We start from the raw sequence: 15,071 nt of genomic DNA, 5'->3' as shown, positions 1-15,071 counted from the left end.
GGGCTGCGGCCCCCGTTTGGCCATCAGGCTTTCCTTGACAGCGGATAGCGTCCGCTGCCAAGGAAAACTTGGGACACGCGCCCGCTGCGCCAGCAGCGGCCTGGCGGCGCGGCTCTTGATCAGGGCCGGCCGCCGGCGCGGGCCGCGCGCAAGGATCTTGCGCCTGGCCGCCGCGGGCAGGGACAGAATACTAGAGACAGGGAGCAAGAATGAAACCGATCAATATCGGCCTATTGGGCGTGGGGACTGTCGGTGGCGGCACCGCCACCGTTCTCAAACGCAACGCCGAGGAAATCAGCCGCCGCGCCGGCCGTCAAATCCGCCTGCTGCAGGCGGCCAACCGCAATCAGGCGCGCGCGCAATCGCTGCTGGGTCCGGACGTGGACGTGGTGGCCGACGCGATGCAGGTGGTGAACAACCCCGACGTCGACATCGTGGTGGAACTGATAGGCGGCGACACCGTGGCCAAGGAACTGGTGCTCAAGGCCATCGCCAACGGCAAACACGTGGTCACCGCCAACAAGAAACTGCTGGCGCTGCACGGCACCGAAATCTTCGCCCGCGCCCAAGAACAGGGCGTGATGGTGGCCTTCGAGGCCGCGGTGGCCGGCGGCATCCCCATCATCAAGGCGCTGCGCGAAGGCCTGTCCGCCAACCGCATCGAGTGGATAGCCGGCATCATCAACGGCACCTCCAACTTCATCCTGACCGAGATGCGCGACAAGGGCGCGAGTTTCGCCGAAGTGCTGGCCGAGGCGCAGCAGCTGGGTTACGCCGAAGCCGATCCCACCTTCGACATCGAAGGCCATGACGCCGGCCACAAGCTCACCATCATGGCGGCGCTGGCCTTCGGCATCCCGATGCAGTTCGACCGCTGTTACCTGGAAGGCATCAGCAAGCTGGAAGGGCGCGACATCAAGTACGCCGAGGAGCTGGGCTACCGCGTCAAGCTGCTGGGCCTGACCCGGCGCACCGCCGCCGGCGTCGAGTTGCGCGTGCACCCGACGCTGATCCCGGCGCGCCAGCTGATCGCCAACGTCAACGGCGTGATGAACGCGGTGCTGGCCAAGGGCGACGCGGTGGGGCCGACCTTGTACTACGGCGCCGGCGCCGGCGCGCTGCCCACCGCCTCCGCGGTGGTGGCCGACATCGTCGACGTGACCCGCTTGCTGACGGCGGATCCGGAGCATCGCGTGCCGCATCTGGCTTTCCAGCCGGACCAGCTGCAGAACCTGCCGATCCTGCCGATCTCCGACGTGGTCAGCTCCTACTATCTGCGCATCGGCGCCGCCGACCGCGCCGGCGTGCTGGCCAACATCACCCGCTTGCTGGCGGAGAACGGCATCTCGATCGAGGCGGTGATCCAGAAAGGCTCGGTGTCCGACGGCACCGCCGAGGTGGTGATCCTGACCCATCGCGTGCAGGAACAGGCGATAGACCGCGCCATCACCGGCATCGAGGCGCTGGAAAGCATTACCGGCAAGGTGGTGCGCCTGCGCATGGAAGAGCTGAATGATTAAACGCTGGCTGACCGGCCTCGGCGCCGGTCTGATCCTGGCGAGCGCCGGGGCGACGCCCTTGTCCCCCGGCCAGCACAGCCTGTTGCAGGGCTTTTTGATGCGAGGCTGCGTCAAGCGCACGCCGGCCTCGGACGGCGTCGGCCAGCGCTCCTCGGAGCAAGTGCAGAAATACTGCCAATGCGCCAGCCAGCATCTGGCCGGCCGCTTCTCCTCGGAAGAGGTGATGGGCGTGCTGACCGGCCAGATCAAGAAAGACGACCCGCGCGGCAAACAGCGGATGAAGGACGCCTCCGCCGCCTGCGCCCAATATCTGGAAACCCCCTGATGCGTTATATCAGCACCCGCGGCGGCATGGCCCCGCAATCGTTCAGCGACATCCTGCTGATGGGCCTGGCGCCCGACGGCGGCCTGGTGTTGCCGGAAAGCTATCCGCAGATCGGCCGCGAGCAGCTGGACGCCTGGCGCGGCCTGTCCTATGCCGAATTGGCTTTTGAAATCATTCGCTTGTTCGCCACCGACATCCCGGAAGACGATCTCAAATCCATCGTCGAGCGCACCTATACCCGCGCGGCTTTCGGCAGCGAGGCGATCACGCCGCTCAAGCGGCTGCACGACGGCCTGGCCGTCCTGGAACTGTCCAACGGCCCGACGTTGGCCTTCAAGGACATGGCGATGCAGCTGCTGGGCAATCTGTTCGAATACGTGCTGGCCAGGAAGGGCGAGCGCCTGAACATCCTGGGCGCCACCTCGGGCGACACCGGCAGCGCCGCCGAGTACGCGATGCGCGGCAAGGCGGGCATCCAGGTGTTCATGCTGAGTCCGGACGGGTTGATGAGCCCGTTCCAGCGCGCGCAAATGTACAGCCTGCAGGACGCCAACATCCACAATATCGCGATCAAGGGCATGTTCGACGACTGCCAGGACATCGTGAAGGCGGTGCAGAACGACCATGCTTTCAAGGCGCGCCACAAGATCGGCACCGTCAACTCCATCAACTGGGCGCGAGTGGTGGCTCAGGTGGTGTATTACTTCAAGGGCTATTTCAACGCCACCGCCGGCAATGAGGAGAAGGTCAGCTTCTGCGTGCCGTCCGGCAACTTCGGCAATGTCTGCGCCGGCCACATCGCGCGGCAGATGGGCTTGCCGATAGAACGCCTGCTGGTGGCCACCAACGAGAACGACGTGCTGGACGAGTTCTTCCGCTCCGGCGCCTACCGTCCGCGCGGCACGGCCAACACCTATGTCACCTCCAGCCCGTCGATGGACATCTCCAAGGCGTCCAACTTCGAGCGCTTTGTGTTCGATCTGCTGGGACGGGACCCCGAGGCGCTGAAAGCGCTGTGGCGCCAGGTGGACGCCGGCACCGGCTTCACGCTGTCCGCCGCGCAAACGGCCGCCGCGGCCGAGGTGTTCGGCTTCGCTTCCGGCAAGAGCGCGCATGCGGACCGGTTGGCCACCATTCGCCAGCTGGACCGCGAAGACGGCGTGGTGGTGGACACCCATACCGCCGACGGCGTCAAGGTGGCGCGCGAGCTGCGCCGCCCCGGCGAAACCGTGGTTTGCCTGGAAACCGCCTTGCCGGCCAAGTTCGCCGCCACCATACGCGAAGCGCTGGACCGCGATCCGCCGCGACCGGCCGGTTTCGACGGCCTGGAGGACTTGCCGCAAAAAGTGTCGGTGTTCCCGGCGGACGCCGGCGAGGTCAAAGCCTTTATCGAGCGCAGTTTGAGCTGACGCGCGTCGGACGAAAAAACGGCCCCCAGGGGCCGTTTTTTTGCGTCCGCCGCGACGTTAGAGCCTGTTCAAGGCCCCGTTCCATCCCTCTCGCCGACGTGCGACAGACATTGAACAGGCTCTTAAAACGTCAGCGCCACGCCGATATTGCCGGCGGTCTGATTGCTGCCGCTGCGGCCGCTGGCGGCACTGAGCTGGCCGAACATCGACACGCTCTTGCTCAATTGAGCGCTGAGGCCGGCGGTCCATTCCAGCCAGTCCGCCTTGGGCTTGCCCAGCTTGACGCTGTAATCGCCCAGGGTGGTGGCCAGGCCGGCGGTGACCACGCGGTCGTCGCGCTTGAACTCGTGCGCGTAGCTGAGTTTGGCGTAGGGGCTGAAACGGCCGATGTCGGCTTCCAGCTGCCAGCCGACGCGCGCCACCAGGGAGGTGCCGTTTTGCGCGTTGAAGGCCATGCTGCTGCTATTGCCTCCTTGCTCGGTGAAGCCGTTCACCTTGACGTGGGCGTAGTCCAGGCCGGCGATGGGGCCGGTGCGGTAGGCGCCCAGCGGCATCAGATAGCCGCCGGCTACGCGCAGGCCGTATTGGCTCTGGCGCGCGCTGCCGTTCAGCGTGATCCGGGCCGCGCCCAGCGAGACCTGGCGACGGGTGTCGATATCGCCGGCGCCGATGTGGGCGTCGCCGTCCAGCCAGAACCGCTCCTGCTTATAGCTGAACAGCGCGCTCATCAAGGTGCTGCGGTCGTCTACGCTGCCCGGGGTGGCGATGCCGTTGATGTCGGTCTTGCCGTTCTGGCGGGACATCGCCAGTCCCAGGCTCAGCGCCGGACTGGCCTGGAAGTCCAGACCCACGGTGTACAGCCGGCCTTGCGGCTTGGCGGATACGTCGTCGTAGCCGACCTTGTCGTCGTTGAAGGCGCCGCTGACGAAGGCGCTGACCACGCCGACTTCGCGCTTCTGCGCGCGGATGGCCTGGTAGCGGCTATCCAGCGTCCCGCCCAACTGGCGGGCGTTGTTCAGCGCGGACTCCGGCAGCGCGCCGGCGAAATAGGGCGCTTGCAGCAGGCCGTATATATAGTCGCCAATCAGCTGATAGGCGGCCGGAGTGGGGTGCAAGGCATCGGTGAACAGATAGCTTTGCCCAGGTATGACGGCGGCCAGGCAGTACAGCGCGGACTGAGGGCAGGCCGCGCCGGAGGTATTGCTGAAGCCATAGGCTTGCGGATTGGCCAGAAGCTCCGTGAACAGACCCGATATATTGGCCCTGACGATCCCGTGTTGCAGATTGCCGGCGCTAAGCGCCATGTCTACCAACTGGTTGTAGCCGCTGGCGCCTTTCTGAAGATTGGGCTGCACCGCGGCGTAAACGCTGCTCAGCGTGCCGGCGCTCAGACCGGCGGCGGTCTCCGCCTGGCTTAGCGCCTGATTGATCAGGGCGGGGGAATTGCTGGTTTGACCGGAGCTCAGTATCTGCCATGCGGCGCCCCAGGCGGCGACGACTTTGCCGGCGTTGCCGGCGCCGGGCAGAGCGGTCTGAATGGCGGCGAGCACAGAGAGTGGAGCCGCCGAGATATCAGGCAGATTGGGCAAGATGATGGTATTGGCCCCGGCGGCCTTGAGCGCGGCCACGGCTTGTACGGTGTAGCCGGCGGAGGCGCCCAGATAGGCGGTCGGATCGCTTTGGCTGCCGGCGGCAATGACGTCGTTGCCGCCTATCCAGATGGCGTAGGCCGCGTTGGGGTCGGCTTTTTGGCCTTTCTGGCCCAGATAAGCGTTGATCTGGCCCGGCAGGTCTGTGACCGCGATCGCATCGGCTGCAGGGGTCTGGCTGGGGGTGTCCGGATTGGTGTTGGGCGGGCTGGCCGGCTGCGCGCGCGCATCGCCCTGAGCGTAATTATTGCCCGCAGTATTGGCGATGTGGCTGTTTAGGCTGTTGTTGGGCGATACGTTCTGGCCATAGTGCTTGGCCAGGACTTCGGCCCAGCCGGTGCCGTAGCCCAAGGTCCATCGGGCGTTGGACGGCAGACCGCCCAGGCCGCCGAAGGCGCCGGTGTCGGTCAGACTGTCCCCGAAAAAATAGAAATTGCTATAGGCGTTGGCGGCGGCCGGCAGGGCCAGCAGAGTGGCCACGGCCAGCGTGTTCAGGCGCTTGCGCATTTGGAATGTCCCCTTCCGGATAAAACTTTGGTTTTATTTAATTTAGATTTAAGAGTCTAAGCTCTATTCGAACGATTATTTGAATGTATGCATCGCATTGTCAATAGCGGCCCCAGGCTGCAGCCCTGGGCCCGCTTGCGCTAGAATGCGGGAATGCGACGTTTACTACTGTGGATGATGTGCTGCGCCTGGAGCGTGGCGGCGTCGGCCGCCATGCAGGATCTGGGGCGGCTGGAGGCTTTGGCCGGCGATTTTCTCAAACACGAGTTGTCGATGCGGCCGGCCACCTGGACGCTGGGGCAGCTGGACCGCAAGCTGGCGGTGCCGGCCTGCGCGCAGCCCAAGGCGGATTGGGCGACGCCGGGGGTGACTACCGGTTCCACCTTTGTCGCGGTGTCCTGCCCGGAACTGGGGTGGGCGCTGCGGATTCCGGTGCGGATCAATGAAAAGAAACTGGGCGTGGCTTTGAGCCGCGCGGTGGCGGCCGGCGAGGTGCTGAGCGCCGCCGACCTGCGCCTGGTCGAGGTGGCCAACCCCAGCCTGGCGCGCAATGTGCTGGACGATCTGCAGCAGGCGATAGGCAAGACCATGCGCTCCGGCGCGCCGGCCGGCGCCTGGCTGCGCAGCTTCATGGTGCGCGCGCCTTATCTGGTGAACAGCAACCAGCGGGTCAAAGTGGTGGCCTCGGGGGAGGGCTTCGCCGCGGCGGCCGACGGTTTGGCGATAGGCAATGCCGCCGAGGGCGAGCAAGTGTCGGTGCGCATGGCTTCCGGGCGGGTGATACGCGGGCAAGTTCAAGCGGACGGCAGCGTGATGGTGATATATTAGAGACGGTTCGCCGGCAGGTCTCGGTGTGCAGCGGCGGATAATTGGGCGAAAGTCTTCAAGATATTGTTTTTCCGTCCGATAATAGAGGTAATCCAGGTTCCCTTTGGGAAGGCCATGCCATGAAAGTAGATAACTCGGGCAAGCTGTCAGCAAGCTACAGCACCCAGAACAAGGCGGCGCCGCGCGACGCGGCCGCCAACGCCAACCCTGCCGCCAGTGGATCCGACAGCGTGACGATCAACCCTTTGGCCAGCCGTCTGAGCGCGGTGGAAAGCAAGGTCAGCGGCGATTCCGGCTTCGACGCAGGCAAAGTGGCCGCGATCAAGTCGGCGATAGCCGCGGGCACCTTCAACGTCAATCCGGAGAAGATCGCCGACGGCTTGATCGCCTCCACCAAGGAATTGTTGGCGCGCTGAGCGCGCGCAGGTGAGAGTCAGGCATGAACGTTGTTGAAGAATTCTGCCAGCTGTGCCGGGCCGAGAGCGCTCTCGTCGCCCGGCTGATCGCATTGCTGGAGCAGGAACAGAAGGTGCTGGTGCAGGGCTTTGACGTTCAGCTGGACGCCCTGGCCGAGAGCAAGAGCGGCGTGTTGGACCTATTGGCCGTCAGCGCCGCCCAGCGCGGCGAATTGATGCGGCGGATCGGCGTGCAGGACAGCGAGACGGTTTACATCTGGCTGGCGGACAAGCCGGAGGCCAGCCTGGCCTGGACCGGGCTGGAAGAGGCGATCCAGCGGGCGCAGAGCATCAATCAGCTCAACGGCAGCTTCATCGATCAGCGCTTGTCGCTGGTGGAGGGCGCGCTGAACACCCTGAAGGACGCCGCCGCGTCCACCGTGGGCTACGACAAGGCCGGCCAATTGCCGGAACTGGCCGCCGGGCGCCGCTTTCTCGGCTCCGCCTGAGCGTTTGAAGCCGTTCCCGAGGGGCATGCAAGAGCGCCGTTGCGGCGCTCTTGGCGTTTCCGTCCGACGGTTTTAGAGTCTATTCTCAAGGAGCAGTGGGAATGCCCTGGCCTTTATGGTATCTTCCTCTCCGGGCCTGAGAAAACCACTATCCGGAACCAATGACCCTGATTTCCTTGATTATCGCTCTGGCACTGGAGCAGTTGCGGCCCTTGGGCAATCGCAATCGCGTCTGGCTGCTGTTCACCCGCTACGCCAATCATTTGGAACGCAATCTGAATGCCGGCTCCAACCGTCATGGCGTGTTGGCGTGGTCCTTGGCGATCGTGCCTGCGGTCTTGCTCAGCTTGCTGATCTATTACGCGCTGCACGCCTTGAGTCCGATTCTGGCGATGTTGTGGAATGTCCTAGTCTTGTATCTGACCATGGGTTTCCGCCATTTCTCCAGCGCGTTCTCCGAAATCTCCCAGGCCTTGGCCGAAGGGCGGGATCTGGACGCGCGCGCCTCCTTGGCGAACTGGACCGGACAGGGCACCGCGGAGTTGTCGGTTGAGGAAATTTCCCGGCTGGCGATCGAGCAGGGGGTGGTGGACAGTTACCGCCACGTGTTCGGCACCATGTTCTGGTTCGTGCTGTTGCCGGGTCCGGCCGGCGCGCTGTTGTACCGCCTCTGTTCTATGCTGAATCAGAAATGGGGCAACCGCGACGCGAACGAGGACCCGTTCGGCCGTTTCTCGGCCAGCGCCGCCGCTTGGCTGGACTGGATTCCGGTGCGTTTGACCGCCGCCAGCTTCGCCATCATGGGCGATTTCGAGGATGCGGTGTATTGCTGGCGCTCCCAGGCCAAAACATGGGGGAACTACGCTAATGGCATTTTGTTGGCTTCGGCCGCGGGTGCGATCGGCGTGAAATTGGGCGATCCGCTCAGACAGGATTACTCCATACGCTTCCGGCCCGAACTGGGCTTGGGCGACGAAGCGGACCCCAACTACCTGAAAAGCGCGGTTGGTCTGGTCTGGCGTTCCGCCTTGCTATGGTTGGCCGTAATCCTGCTGCTCAGCGTCGCAAGCCACATGGGCTGACGACCCAACGCCGCCGTCCGGGCGGCGTTGCCTTGTCCGTTCGTGTCATTTGAATACGGGGGCGTGTTGGCGCATGCGCGCAACAGGCCCCGCGAGTTTTGCAGGAGTGTTGTCCATGCTGTTTTCCGAACTCGGGTTGTCTCCCGAGATTCTGCGCGCCATCGAAGAACAGGGCTATTCCCAGCCCACCCCGATTCAGGAAAAGGCGATTCCTCTGGTCTTGTCCAGCCGCGATTTGCTGGCCGCCGCTCAAACCGGCACCGGCAAGACCGCGGCCTTCATGCTGCCCATTCTGGAGCGCCTGAAGAAATACGCCAATACCAGCGTGTCGCCGGCGATGCATCCGCTGCGCGCCTTGGTGTTGTCGCCAACCCGCGAGTTGGCGGATCAGATCGGCGTCAACGTCAAGAGCTACACCAAATACCTGCCGCTGCGCGCCACCACGGTGTTCGGCGGGGTCAATATGGACCCGCAAACTCAGGAACTGCGCCGCGGCGTTGAGATCCTGATCGCCACGCCGGGCCGTCTGCTCGACCACATCCAGCAAAAAACCGTTCAATTGAACAAGGTGGAAGTGCTGGTGCTGGACGAAGGCGACCGCATGCTGGACATGGGCTTCATTCAGGACATCCGCAAGATCATGGGCATGCTGCCCAAAGAGCGTCAGACCCTGCTGTTCTCCGCCACTTTCGCGCCGGAGATCAAGCGGCTGGCCGCCGATTTCATGAAGTCGCCGCAAACGGTAGAGGTGGCGCGTCAGAACGCCACTAACGATCAGGTCGAGCAGATCGTTTACTCGGTGGACGCCTTCAAGAAGCGTCATCTGCTGACGCATCTGATCAAGTCCCGCGACATGAGCCAGGTCATCGTGTTCTGTAAAACCAAACTCAGCGCCGATCGTCTGGCGCGCGAGTTGCAGCGCGACGGTCTGCAAGCCGAAGCCATTCACGGCGACAAGGCGCAGGGCGCGCGTCTGGAAACGCTGGCCTCGTTCAAGGAAGGCAAGCTGCGCGTGCTGGTGGCCACCGATGTCGCCGCCCGCGGCCTGGATGTGACGGAGCTGCCCTATGTGGTCAACTTCGAGCTGCCGAACGCCCCGGAAGACTATGTGCACCGGATTGGCCGCACCGGCCGCGCCGGCGCCAAGGGCGTGGCGATCTCTTTGATGTCTCCGGAAGAAACCCGCCAGCACGACTCCATCGAGAAGCTGACCAAGCAGACGCTGACGCCGCAGATCGTGGACGGCTTCCGTCCCTCCTGGCTGGCGCGCCCCAACGAGCGCGAACGCGAGCGGGAGCGCCCGTCTGCGCCGCCCAAGCCGGAGGCTTCGGTTCTGGCCGGCTCCTCCGAGGGCGTGAAGAAGCCCTTGAACGGCCGCCGCAGCCGCAAGGCGAAGCGGGAAGTGCCGGCGCTGTTGCTGCCGCCGCGCTACAAGGTGGAAATCATTCGCTGATTGGGCGAACGAGCAAGGAACGGTCCCGAACGGGGCCGTTTTTTTATGGGCGTCGGCGGCACTTCCCGCCGGCCGCGGAGTCGGATGTCTGGGCGGTTTGCCCTGGGCGAGGAGAGCGCGATGCGGGTGAAATGGCGGCATATCGGTGTGGGCGGCGCGATGTTGGGCGTTGGCGCGGCGGCGGGAGCGACGACGACGGCTTGGCCGGCGTCGAGAAAAACCGAAGCCAAACCCGCGCCGGTGTCGGTGATGGTGGCGGAGGCGCAGCGACTGGAGCGTCTGCGCGCGCTGGTGAAACAGCATGCGATCCAATGCCATTGCTCGCTGTGCCTAGGGCTGGGCGTGGCCGAAGCGAATGGCGGAAGAGAACAGGAGTCGAACCTGCCCGGGACCGCTGGCGGCCCCATCTGATTTTGAAGACCAGCCGCCCCACCGGGGACGCGTCTCTTCCTGCGAGCGAGCGGGCTCTTGGCCCGATGGCGTCCGGGGACGCCAGCGCGCATTATATCGCGGAATCGCGGAACCCGTTCACGATCTGTCGCGCGGCAAGGATACGGGGGAAGGGCCTTGAGCACCGCTTTGAAACGAGGATGCGCGGCTAGTGCGATCCGCTTCCTCCGCCGCTGCCGGCCTGCCTTGTCTTGCTGGCGAGAGGGTGAACCGGCGATAAGTTAATTTTATGCCTGATAAATAAAATGAATGTCTTGGCCTCGCCTCATGCCGTTAGAATGGAGAGCCCCGCCGAACGCGCCGCAAGAGCGTCGGGGCATTCCGTCTACCGAGAATAAAGGAAATCAGCATGAAGCACGTTCTGTCCCTGTTTATCCAGCTTTGCCATGTCGCCGGCCGTCCGGGGCTGCGTCGCGGCAAGTAAAGCATGGCCGGCGACGCCGGCGGAGCCCAGAAAAAGCGGCCCAAGGGGCCGCTTTTTCATTGCGCGCGGCGCGCCGCCCTGGCGGCGGGTCGCGGCTACTGTCCCATGGGACTGGTCTGGATGCGGGCGGATGGCGTTTTGTTGGACGGCTTGATATATTGGCCGTAAATATTTTAATGGCATTTTTGTTCTAATTAGATTCAATTATTTTGCTTGTGAAATCAAAGTTCAAATGTCATGAGTCCGGCGCGTGAAGCCGCCGGGCCAAGGACGCGGGATGAGCAGGGTTGGGAGCTTGGCATGGGGAAGAGCGGGAAGGCGGTCTTGAGCGGAGTGGCGCTGGCGTGTTGCGTGGCCGCGCTTCATGCCGCGCCGGGGCCTGTGGTGTTGACGGTGTCGGGCAAGATCAGCCAGTTCACCAATAAAGAAAAGAATGTGTACGAGTTCCGCGAGCAGGACTTGCAGAGCTTGCGTCAGCATTCGGTGGTGACCCGGACCACCTGGACGCCGCAATCGGTGTTCAGCGGGCCGCTGATGCGGGACATTCTGGCCAAGGTGGGCGCCAGCGGCCAGAAGGTCAAGCTGCGGGCCCTGAACGATTACGTGTACTGGATAGACCGCCGCGAGTTCTACGACTTCGACGTGGTGTTGGCGCGCTCGGTCAACAACAAGCCTTTGGACATCACCAACCGCGGTCCCTTATGGCTGATGTATCCGCTGGATCAAATGCCGGAGGACAAGAAAGGGCCGGTGATGGACGCCAAGCTGGTGTGGCAGATCAACCGCCTGGTGGTGTTCTGATGCCGGCCGGCCAGGAGGGCTCGGGACGAGCGATGAACAAGTCGATGCTGTCCGGCTGGAAGGGCATCCCGGCGCTGGCCTTGCTCGGCTTTTTGCTGTTGGGCATCGGCGTTTACATGGCGATCGAGCGTTATGTGCCGGCGCGCAGCTTTGAGGGGCGCAGCGAGGATTTGTACTGGTCGGTGGCGCAGATGCAGCTTGAGCTGGAGAAAGCGCGCGCCGACTTATTGCGTTTGAAGGCGGGGGAAGTCCCCGAGTCGCAGGTGCAATTCCGGCTGGCGGTGGCCAACAGCCGTTTCCTGGATTTCGTTACGCCGTCCAAGATGCAGGAGATGCTGAGCCGCGTCGATGGTTTCAAAGGCACAGCCAGCCTGTTGCAGGATTTCTTCGAGGACGAAAACATCCTGCATCCCAGCGTCCGGAGCGCGCAGCAGAACATAGACCGCATCGACAGCATCCGGCCGTCGCTGGCGGAGTTCGCGGTCCAGGCGCGCGTGGCCGAGGTGTCTTCGCGCGACGCGCGCAACAAGGACTTGCGGCACAACCAGCAATTGGTCGCCTCGCTGTGGTTTGCGCTGGGCGGCATCTGCATGGTGATTTTCGTGCTGCTGTACCGCTATCAGGGCGCGCGTCGCGACGCCGCCGCGCGCCAGCAGCTGCTGGAGCAGGAGCGGGCGGCGCACAAGGCCACGGTGAACGCGGAGCTGGACCGCACCACCTTCCTCGCCACGCTGAGCCACGAGATCCGCTCGCCGCTGCAGACCATGCAGGTGTGCGTGGAGTTGATCGAGCCGGACATCGATCCGGCCGGCAAGGCCGCCAAGGCGGTGGGACGCTTGAAAACCTGCATGGCGCATCTGATGACCCAGGTGCGCGACATCATGGACATCTCCGCGATCAAGAATATGCAGTTCCGGCTGCATATCGGCGATGTGGACGTGGCGGCGACCTTGAACGAGGTGATCGACGTGCATCGCGCGCAGTTGGACGGCAAGGGCCTGGGCCTGCATGTGCGGCTGGGCGAATTGCCTGAGACGGTGAAACTGGACGGCGACCGCTTGCGGCAGATCGTCGGCAATCTGCTGACCAACGCCATCCGCTACACCGATCACGGCACGGTCACGGTGGAGGCCGGCGTGGACAGCGCCGACGGTCGCAATATCCTGGATATCCGCGTGATAGACACCGGCATCGGCGTGCCGGAGGAGTTTCAATCGCGCATCTTCCAGCCGTTTTTCCAGGGGCACGCGCGCCGGGTGGGCAGCAGCGGGCTGGGCCTGGCGGTGGTCAAGGAACTGGTGTCCTTGCTGGGCGGGGAGCTGGAGCTGAAGAGCGTGGTGGGCGTGGGCTCCGAGTTCATCGTCCGCTTGCCCATCGTGGTGCCGGATCAGCCGCCGGGGCCGGAACGTTCGGTGCTGGTGGTGGACGACGACAAGAATATCCGAGAGCCGTTTTCCGATTGTCTGCAAATGAACGGCTACGCGGTGTCCACCGCCAGCTCGGTGGCGGAAGCCTGTCAGAAGCTGCAACAAGCCAGCTTCAACGTGGTCTTGCTGGACATGCAGCTGGGCAATGAGAGCGGTTATTCGGTGGCGGAGGCGCTGAAGCGCAGCGTGCGCCACCGCGGCGTGAAAATCATCGCGATGACCGCTTACCCGGAGGAATACGCCGATCCGCGCGCCGCCTGGTTCGCCGCGCGGCTGGAGAAACCTTTCGATATCAGCCGGTTGCGCGCGGTGTTGGGCCGGGCGCTGGAATCGCCGTCCGGCCCTGGACACGCAGGTTAGTCGAACAGCCGCGCCTCGCGCAGCAAATGCCTGTCCCCCAGGCGGCGGGTGAAGCCGCAGCGGTCGAAATACTCCAGGATTTGAATCGCCAGCTTGCGGCCGCAGCCCAGTTGGTCGCGGAAGTTGGCGGCGTCGGCGTAGCCGGCGTCCTGATTCAGGCTGTGCACGATGGCCGCCATGCCGCGGATCGCCGCGCTGGAGAAATAGCGGTCCCGAACCACGGCGTGGACATGGCCCAGCCTCGCGGCTTTGCGCAGCACAGCGCGCGCCGTGTCCTCCTCCACGCCGGCCGCCGCGGCCAAATCCCGCACCCAATGCGGCTGTCCCTGATCGGTGAAAGCCGGTTCCAAACGCCGCCACAGCGCGGTCTCTTCCGCGTCGAAAGCCAGCACGTGGCCGGGCAGATGCAGCCAGCCGCGGGTATTGGCCAGCCTTCCCTCCGCCAGCAATTGATCGATCATCAAATTGACCGCGGCCTCGCTTTCCTGCGGCAGCGCCAGCCGGCGCGCGCGGCCGCGGCTGGCGCCCAGCTGGTCCGGCTGCTGGAGATGCAGCGCCGCCAGCCGTTCCAGCAGCTGTCCTTGCAACTCCGCCCAGTGTTCCGGCGCGTAAGCGTGCTGGCCGGCGGTGAGCAGCGGGGCGGCGCGCAGCAGCTCCGCCAGCCCGGCTTCGCTCAATTGCCGGTCCCAGGCGAGATCGGGCAGGGAAAGCGCCTGTCGGCTCAGGCGCAGCCGCAGGTTCTGGACGTTGTCGCTTCCGGCCGAGGCCAGGGCGCGCAGATGGGCCAGCCGTTCGTCTTGGCGCTTGCCGCGCGTAGGCGGCTGCCGTTCCAGCACCGTGGCGCAGGCCAAGGTGTGCTGCGCGCCGGCATCGCGCAGGATCAGCTTGTCGCCGTCGGCCAGGAGCAGCGGCCGGTCCAGGCTCAGTTCAGCCAGTCCCTCGTCGCCGGGATGGAGTTGCGGACGTTCCAGCAGGGCCACCCGGCCGGTGCAGTGGCTGGCGGCGTGATGGAGATGGACGGCCTGCCAGTGGCGCAAAGTGGCGTGAGCGGCCGGGGCCAGGCGCAAGCGCACGCTGACGCGGGCGGCCGGCGCCGGCGCCGCTTGCTCCAGCAGCCAGTCGCCGCGTTGAATCTGTCGTTTGTCGATGTCGCCGACCAGGTTGAGCGCAATGCGCTGGCCGGCCTGGCCTTGCCGCGCCGGCTGGTTTTGCACGTGCAGGCCGCGCACGCGGACGGCGACGTCCTTGCCGCTCAGCCATAGGGCGTCGCCCACGTTCACGCGGCCGCCCCAGGCGGTGCCGGTCACCACCAGGCCGGCGCCGCCTATGGTGAAGGCGCGGTCTATCGCCAGGCGGAAGCGGCGTTCGGTTCCGGCGGCTTGGTCGCGCAGTTGCAGCAGATGCCGCCGCAAGACGTCGACGCCGGCGCCGCTGCGCGCGGAAACCGGCAGCAGCGCCGCCGCGCGCAGGCCGTGTTCGGCCAGCGCCCGCCGCGCCTCGTCCATGACGCCTTCCAGCGCTTCCGGGCCGGCCAGGTCGCTTTTGCTGATGGCCACGGTCAGGCTGTCCAGTTGCAGCAATTGCAGGATGGCCAGGTGTTCTCGGGTTTGCGGCATCACGCCGTCGTCGGCGGCGATCACCAGCAGCGCGTGGCGCACGCCGCCGACGCCGGCCAGCATATTGCTCAGGAAACGCTCATGGCCGGGCACGTCGATGAAGCCGATCGCGCCGCCCTCGGGCGTCGGCAGATAGGCATAGCCCAGGTCTATGGTCATGCCGCGCTTTTTTTCTTCCGGCAGGCGGTCGGCGTCGGTGCCGGTCAGGGCGTGAAGCAGGGCGGTCTTGCCGTGGTCTACGTGTCCGGCGGTGGCGATAATCATGGCGGGCGAAGCGGCAGGGGTAAAAGGCCAAGTATCGCCAGAAACGGCGGAC

Annotated in this window: 12 protein-coding genes and 1 tRNA gene; 10 read left to right on the top strand and 3 right to left on the bottom strand. The window is 64.8% G+C overall.

The genetic code is table 11. The features are described 5' to 3' along the window. The first annotated feature begins 209 nt into the window (after positions 1-209). Genes ACODSD_RS03835 through thrC form a run of 3 tightly spaced genes read left to right on the top strand, consistent with a single transcriptional unit; the run spans position 210 to position 3,254 of the window. Positions 210-1,520 carry a homoserine dehydrogenase gene (locus tag ACODSD_RS03835; RefSeq protein WP_107800513.1) on the top strand — a complete coding sequence of 437 codons (1,311 nt, stop codon included), beginning with the start codon at positions 210-212 and terminating at the stop codon, positions 1,518-1,520. Continuing rightward, complete coding sequence (locus ACODSD_RS03830) at positions 1,513-1,845, top strand: hypothetical protein (protein WP_107800512.1); 333 nt, start codon at positions 1,513-1,515, stop codon at positions 1,843-1,845. Before ACODSD_RS03835 ends, ACODSD_RS03830 begins: the two co-directional genes overlap by 8 nt. After that, on the top strand, positions 1,845-3,254 hold the full coding sequence (gene thrC, locus ACODSD_RS03825; protein WP_227104878.1) for a threonine synthase: 1,410 nt from the start codon (positions 1,845-1,847) through the stop codon (positions 3,252-3,254). Before ACODSD_RS03830 ends, thrC begins: the two co-directional genes overlap by 1 nt. Positions 3,255-3,376: 122 nt before the next feature. On the opposite strand, the gene ACODSD_RS03820 is transcribed toward thrC, so the two are convergent. After that, positions 3,377-5,410: an autotransporter outer membrane beta-barrel domain-containing protein gene (locus ACODSD_RS03820; RefSeq protein ID WP_488876823.1), complete on the bottom strand. Its 2,034-nt coding sequence runs from the start codon at positions 5,408-5,410 to the stop codon at positions 3,377-3,379. A 153-nt stretch (positions 5,411-5,563) separates the two neighbouring features. On the opposite strand from ACODSD_RS03820, the gene flgA reads away from it, so the two are divergent. From flgA to ACODSD_RS03795, 5 genes are all read left to right on the top strand, one after another. Next, positions 5,564-6,238, top strand: coding sequence for a flagellar basal body P-ring formation chaperone FlgA (gene flgA / locus ACODSD_RS03815; protein ID WP_235086673.1), 675 nt, complete (start codon positions 5,564-5,566; stop codon positions 6,236-6,238). Positions 6,239-6,357: 119 nt separating this feature from the next. Then, complete coding sequence (gene flgM / locus ACODSD_RS03810) at positions 6,358-6,654, top strand: flagellar biosynthesis anti-sigma factor FlgM (protein WP_019100618.1); 297 nt, start codon at positions 6,358-6,360, stop codon at positions 6,652-6,654. A gap of 23 nt (positions 6,655-6,677) precedes the next feature. Next, the gene (locus tag ACODSD_RS03805) at positions 6,678-7,142 is read left to right on the top strand and encodes a flagella synthesis protein FlgN (protein ID WP_107800508.1); all 465 of its coding nucleotides are present in this window, start codon (positions 6,678-6,680) and stop codon (positions 7,140-7,142) included. A gap of 161 nt (positions 7,143-7,303) precedes the next feature. Beyond that, positions 7,304-8,224, top strand: a complete 921-nt coding sequence (locus ACODSD_RS03800; RefSeq protein WP_107800507.1) for a CobD/CbiB family protein — start codon at positions 7,304-7,306, stop codon at positions 8,222-8,224. Between the two features lie 115 nt (positions 8,225-8,339). Beyond that, positions 8,340-9,677, top strand: a complete 1,338-nt coding sequence (locus ACODSD_RS03795; protein ID WP_227104872.1) for a DEAD/DEAH box helicase — start codon at positions 8,340-8,342, stop codon at positions 9,675-9,677. Positions 9,678-10,033: 356 nt separating this feature from the next. Here ACODSD_RS03795 and ACODSD_RS03790 read toward each other — a convergent pair. After that, positions 10,034-10,128 (bottom strand) — tRNA-Sec (locus tag ACODSD_RS03790). Between the two features lie 723 nt (positions 10,129-10,851). Here ACODSD_RS03790 and ACODSD_RS03785 point away from each other — a divergent pair. Together ACODSD_RS03785 and ACODSD_RS03780 are read left to right on the top strand one after the other, a co-directional pair. Continuing rightward, on the top strand, positions 10,852-11,352 hold the full coding sequence (locus tag ACODSD_RS03785; protein WP_107800504.1) for a putative pterin-binding protein: 501 nt from the start codon (positions 10,852-10,854) through the stop codon (positions 11,350-11,352). A 32-nt stretch (positions 11,353-11,384) separates the two neighbouring features. After that, positions 11,385-13,139 carry an ATP-binding response regulator gene (locus ACODSD_RS03780; protein ID WP_158274333.1) on the top strand — a complete coding sequence of 585 codons (1,755 nt, stop codon included), beginning with the start codon at positions 11,385-11,387 and terminating at the stop codon, positions 13,137-13,139. On the opposite strand, the gene selB is transcribed toward ACODSD_RS03780, so the two are convergent. After that, positions 13,136-15,019: a selenocysteine-specific translation elongation factor gene (gene selB, locus ACODSD_RS03775; RefSeq protein ID WP_488876822.1), complete on the bottom strand. Its 1,884-nt coding sequence runs from the start codon at positions 15,017-15,019 to the stop codon at positions 13,136-13,138. The two genes, ACODSD_RS03780 and selB, sit on opposite strands and share 4 nt — an antisense overlap. Positions 15,020-15,071 lie beyond the last annotated feature (52 nt).

Source organism: Chromobacterium sp. FG22 (assembly GCF_057809415.1).
The sequence above is the reverse complement of the archived record's forward strand: the minus strand, read 5'-3'. Positions and strand labels throughout refer to the sequence as shown.

What these genes read in the sequence shown, in the direction of transcription:
- selB (WP_488876822.1), bottom strand. Translation starts at nt 15,019, where the DNA reads ATGATTATCGCCACCGCCGGACACGTAGACCACGGCAAGACCGCCCTG.
- ACODSD_RS03805 (WP_107800508.1), top strand. Translation starts at nt 6,678, where the DNA reads ATGAACGTTGTTGAAGAATTCTGCCAGCTGTGCCGGGCCGAGAGCGCT.
- ACODSD_RS03780 (WP_158274333.1), top strand. Translation starts at nt 11,385, where the DNA reads ATGAACAAGTCGATGCTGTCCGGCTGGAAGGGCATCCCGGCGCTGGCC.
- ACODSD_RS03820 (WP_488876823.1), bottom strand. Translation starts at nt 5,410, where the DNA reads ATGCGCAAGCGCCTGAACACGCTGGCCGTGGCCACTCTGCTGGCCCTG.
- ACODSD_RS03795 (WP_227104872.1), top strand. Translation starts at nt 8,340, where the DNA reads ATGCTGTTTTCCGAACTCGGGTTGTCTCCCGAGATTCTGCGCGCCATC.
- flgM (WP_019100618.1), top strand. Translation starts at nt 6,358, where the DNA reads ATGAAAGTAGATAACTCGGGCAAGCTGTCAGCAAGCTACAGCACCCAG.
- ACODSD_RS03830 (WP_107800512.1), top strand. Translation starts at nt 1,513, where the DNA reads ATGATTAAACGCTGGCTGACCGGCCTCGGCGCCGGTCTGATCCTGGCG.
- flgA (WP_235086673.1), top strand. Translation starts at nt 5,564, where the DNA reads ATGCGACGTTTACTACTGTGGATGATGTGCTGCGCCTGGAGCGTGGCG.
- ACODSD_RS03785 (WP_107800504.1), top strand. Translation starts at nt 10,852, where the DNA reads ATGGGGAAGAGCGGGAAGGCGGTCTTGAGCGGAGTGGCGCTGGCGTGT.
- ACODSD_RS03800 (WP_107800507.1), top strand. Translation starts at nt 7,304, where the DNA reads ATGACCCTGATTTCCTTGATTATCGCTCTGGCACTGGAGCAGTTGCGG.
- ACODSD_RS03835 (WP_107800513.1), top strand. Translation starts at nt 210, where the DNA reads ATGAAACCGATCAATATCGGCCTATTGGGCGTGGGGACTGTCGGTGGC.
- thrC (WP_227104878.1), top strand. Translation starts at nt 1,845, where the DNA reads ATGCGTTATATCAGCACCCGCGGCGGCATGGCCCCGCAATCGTTCAGC.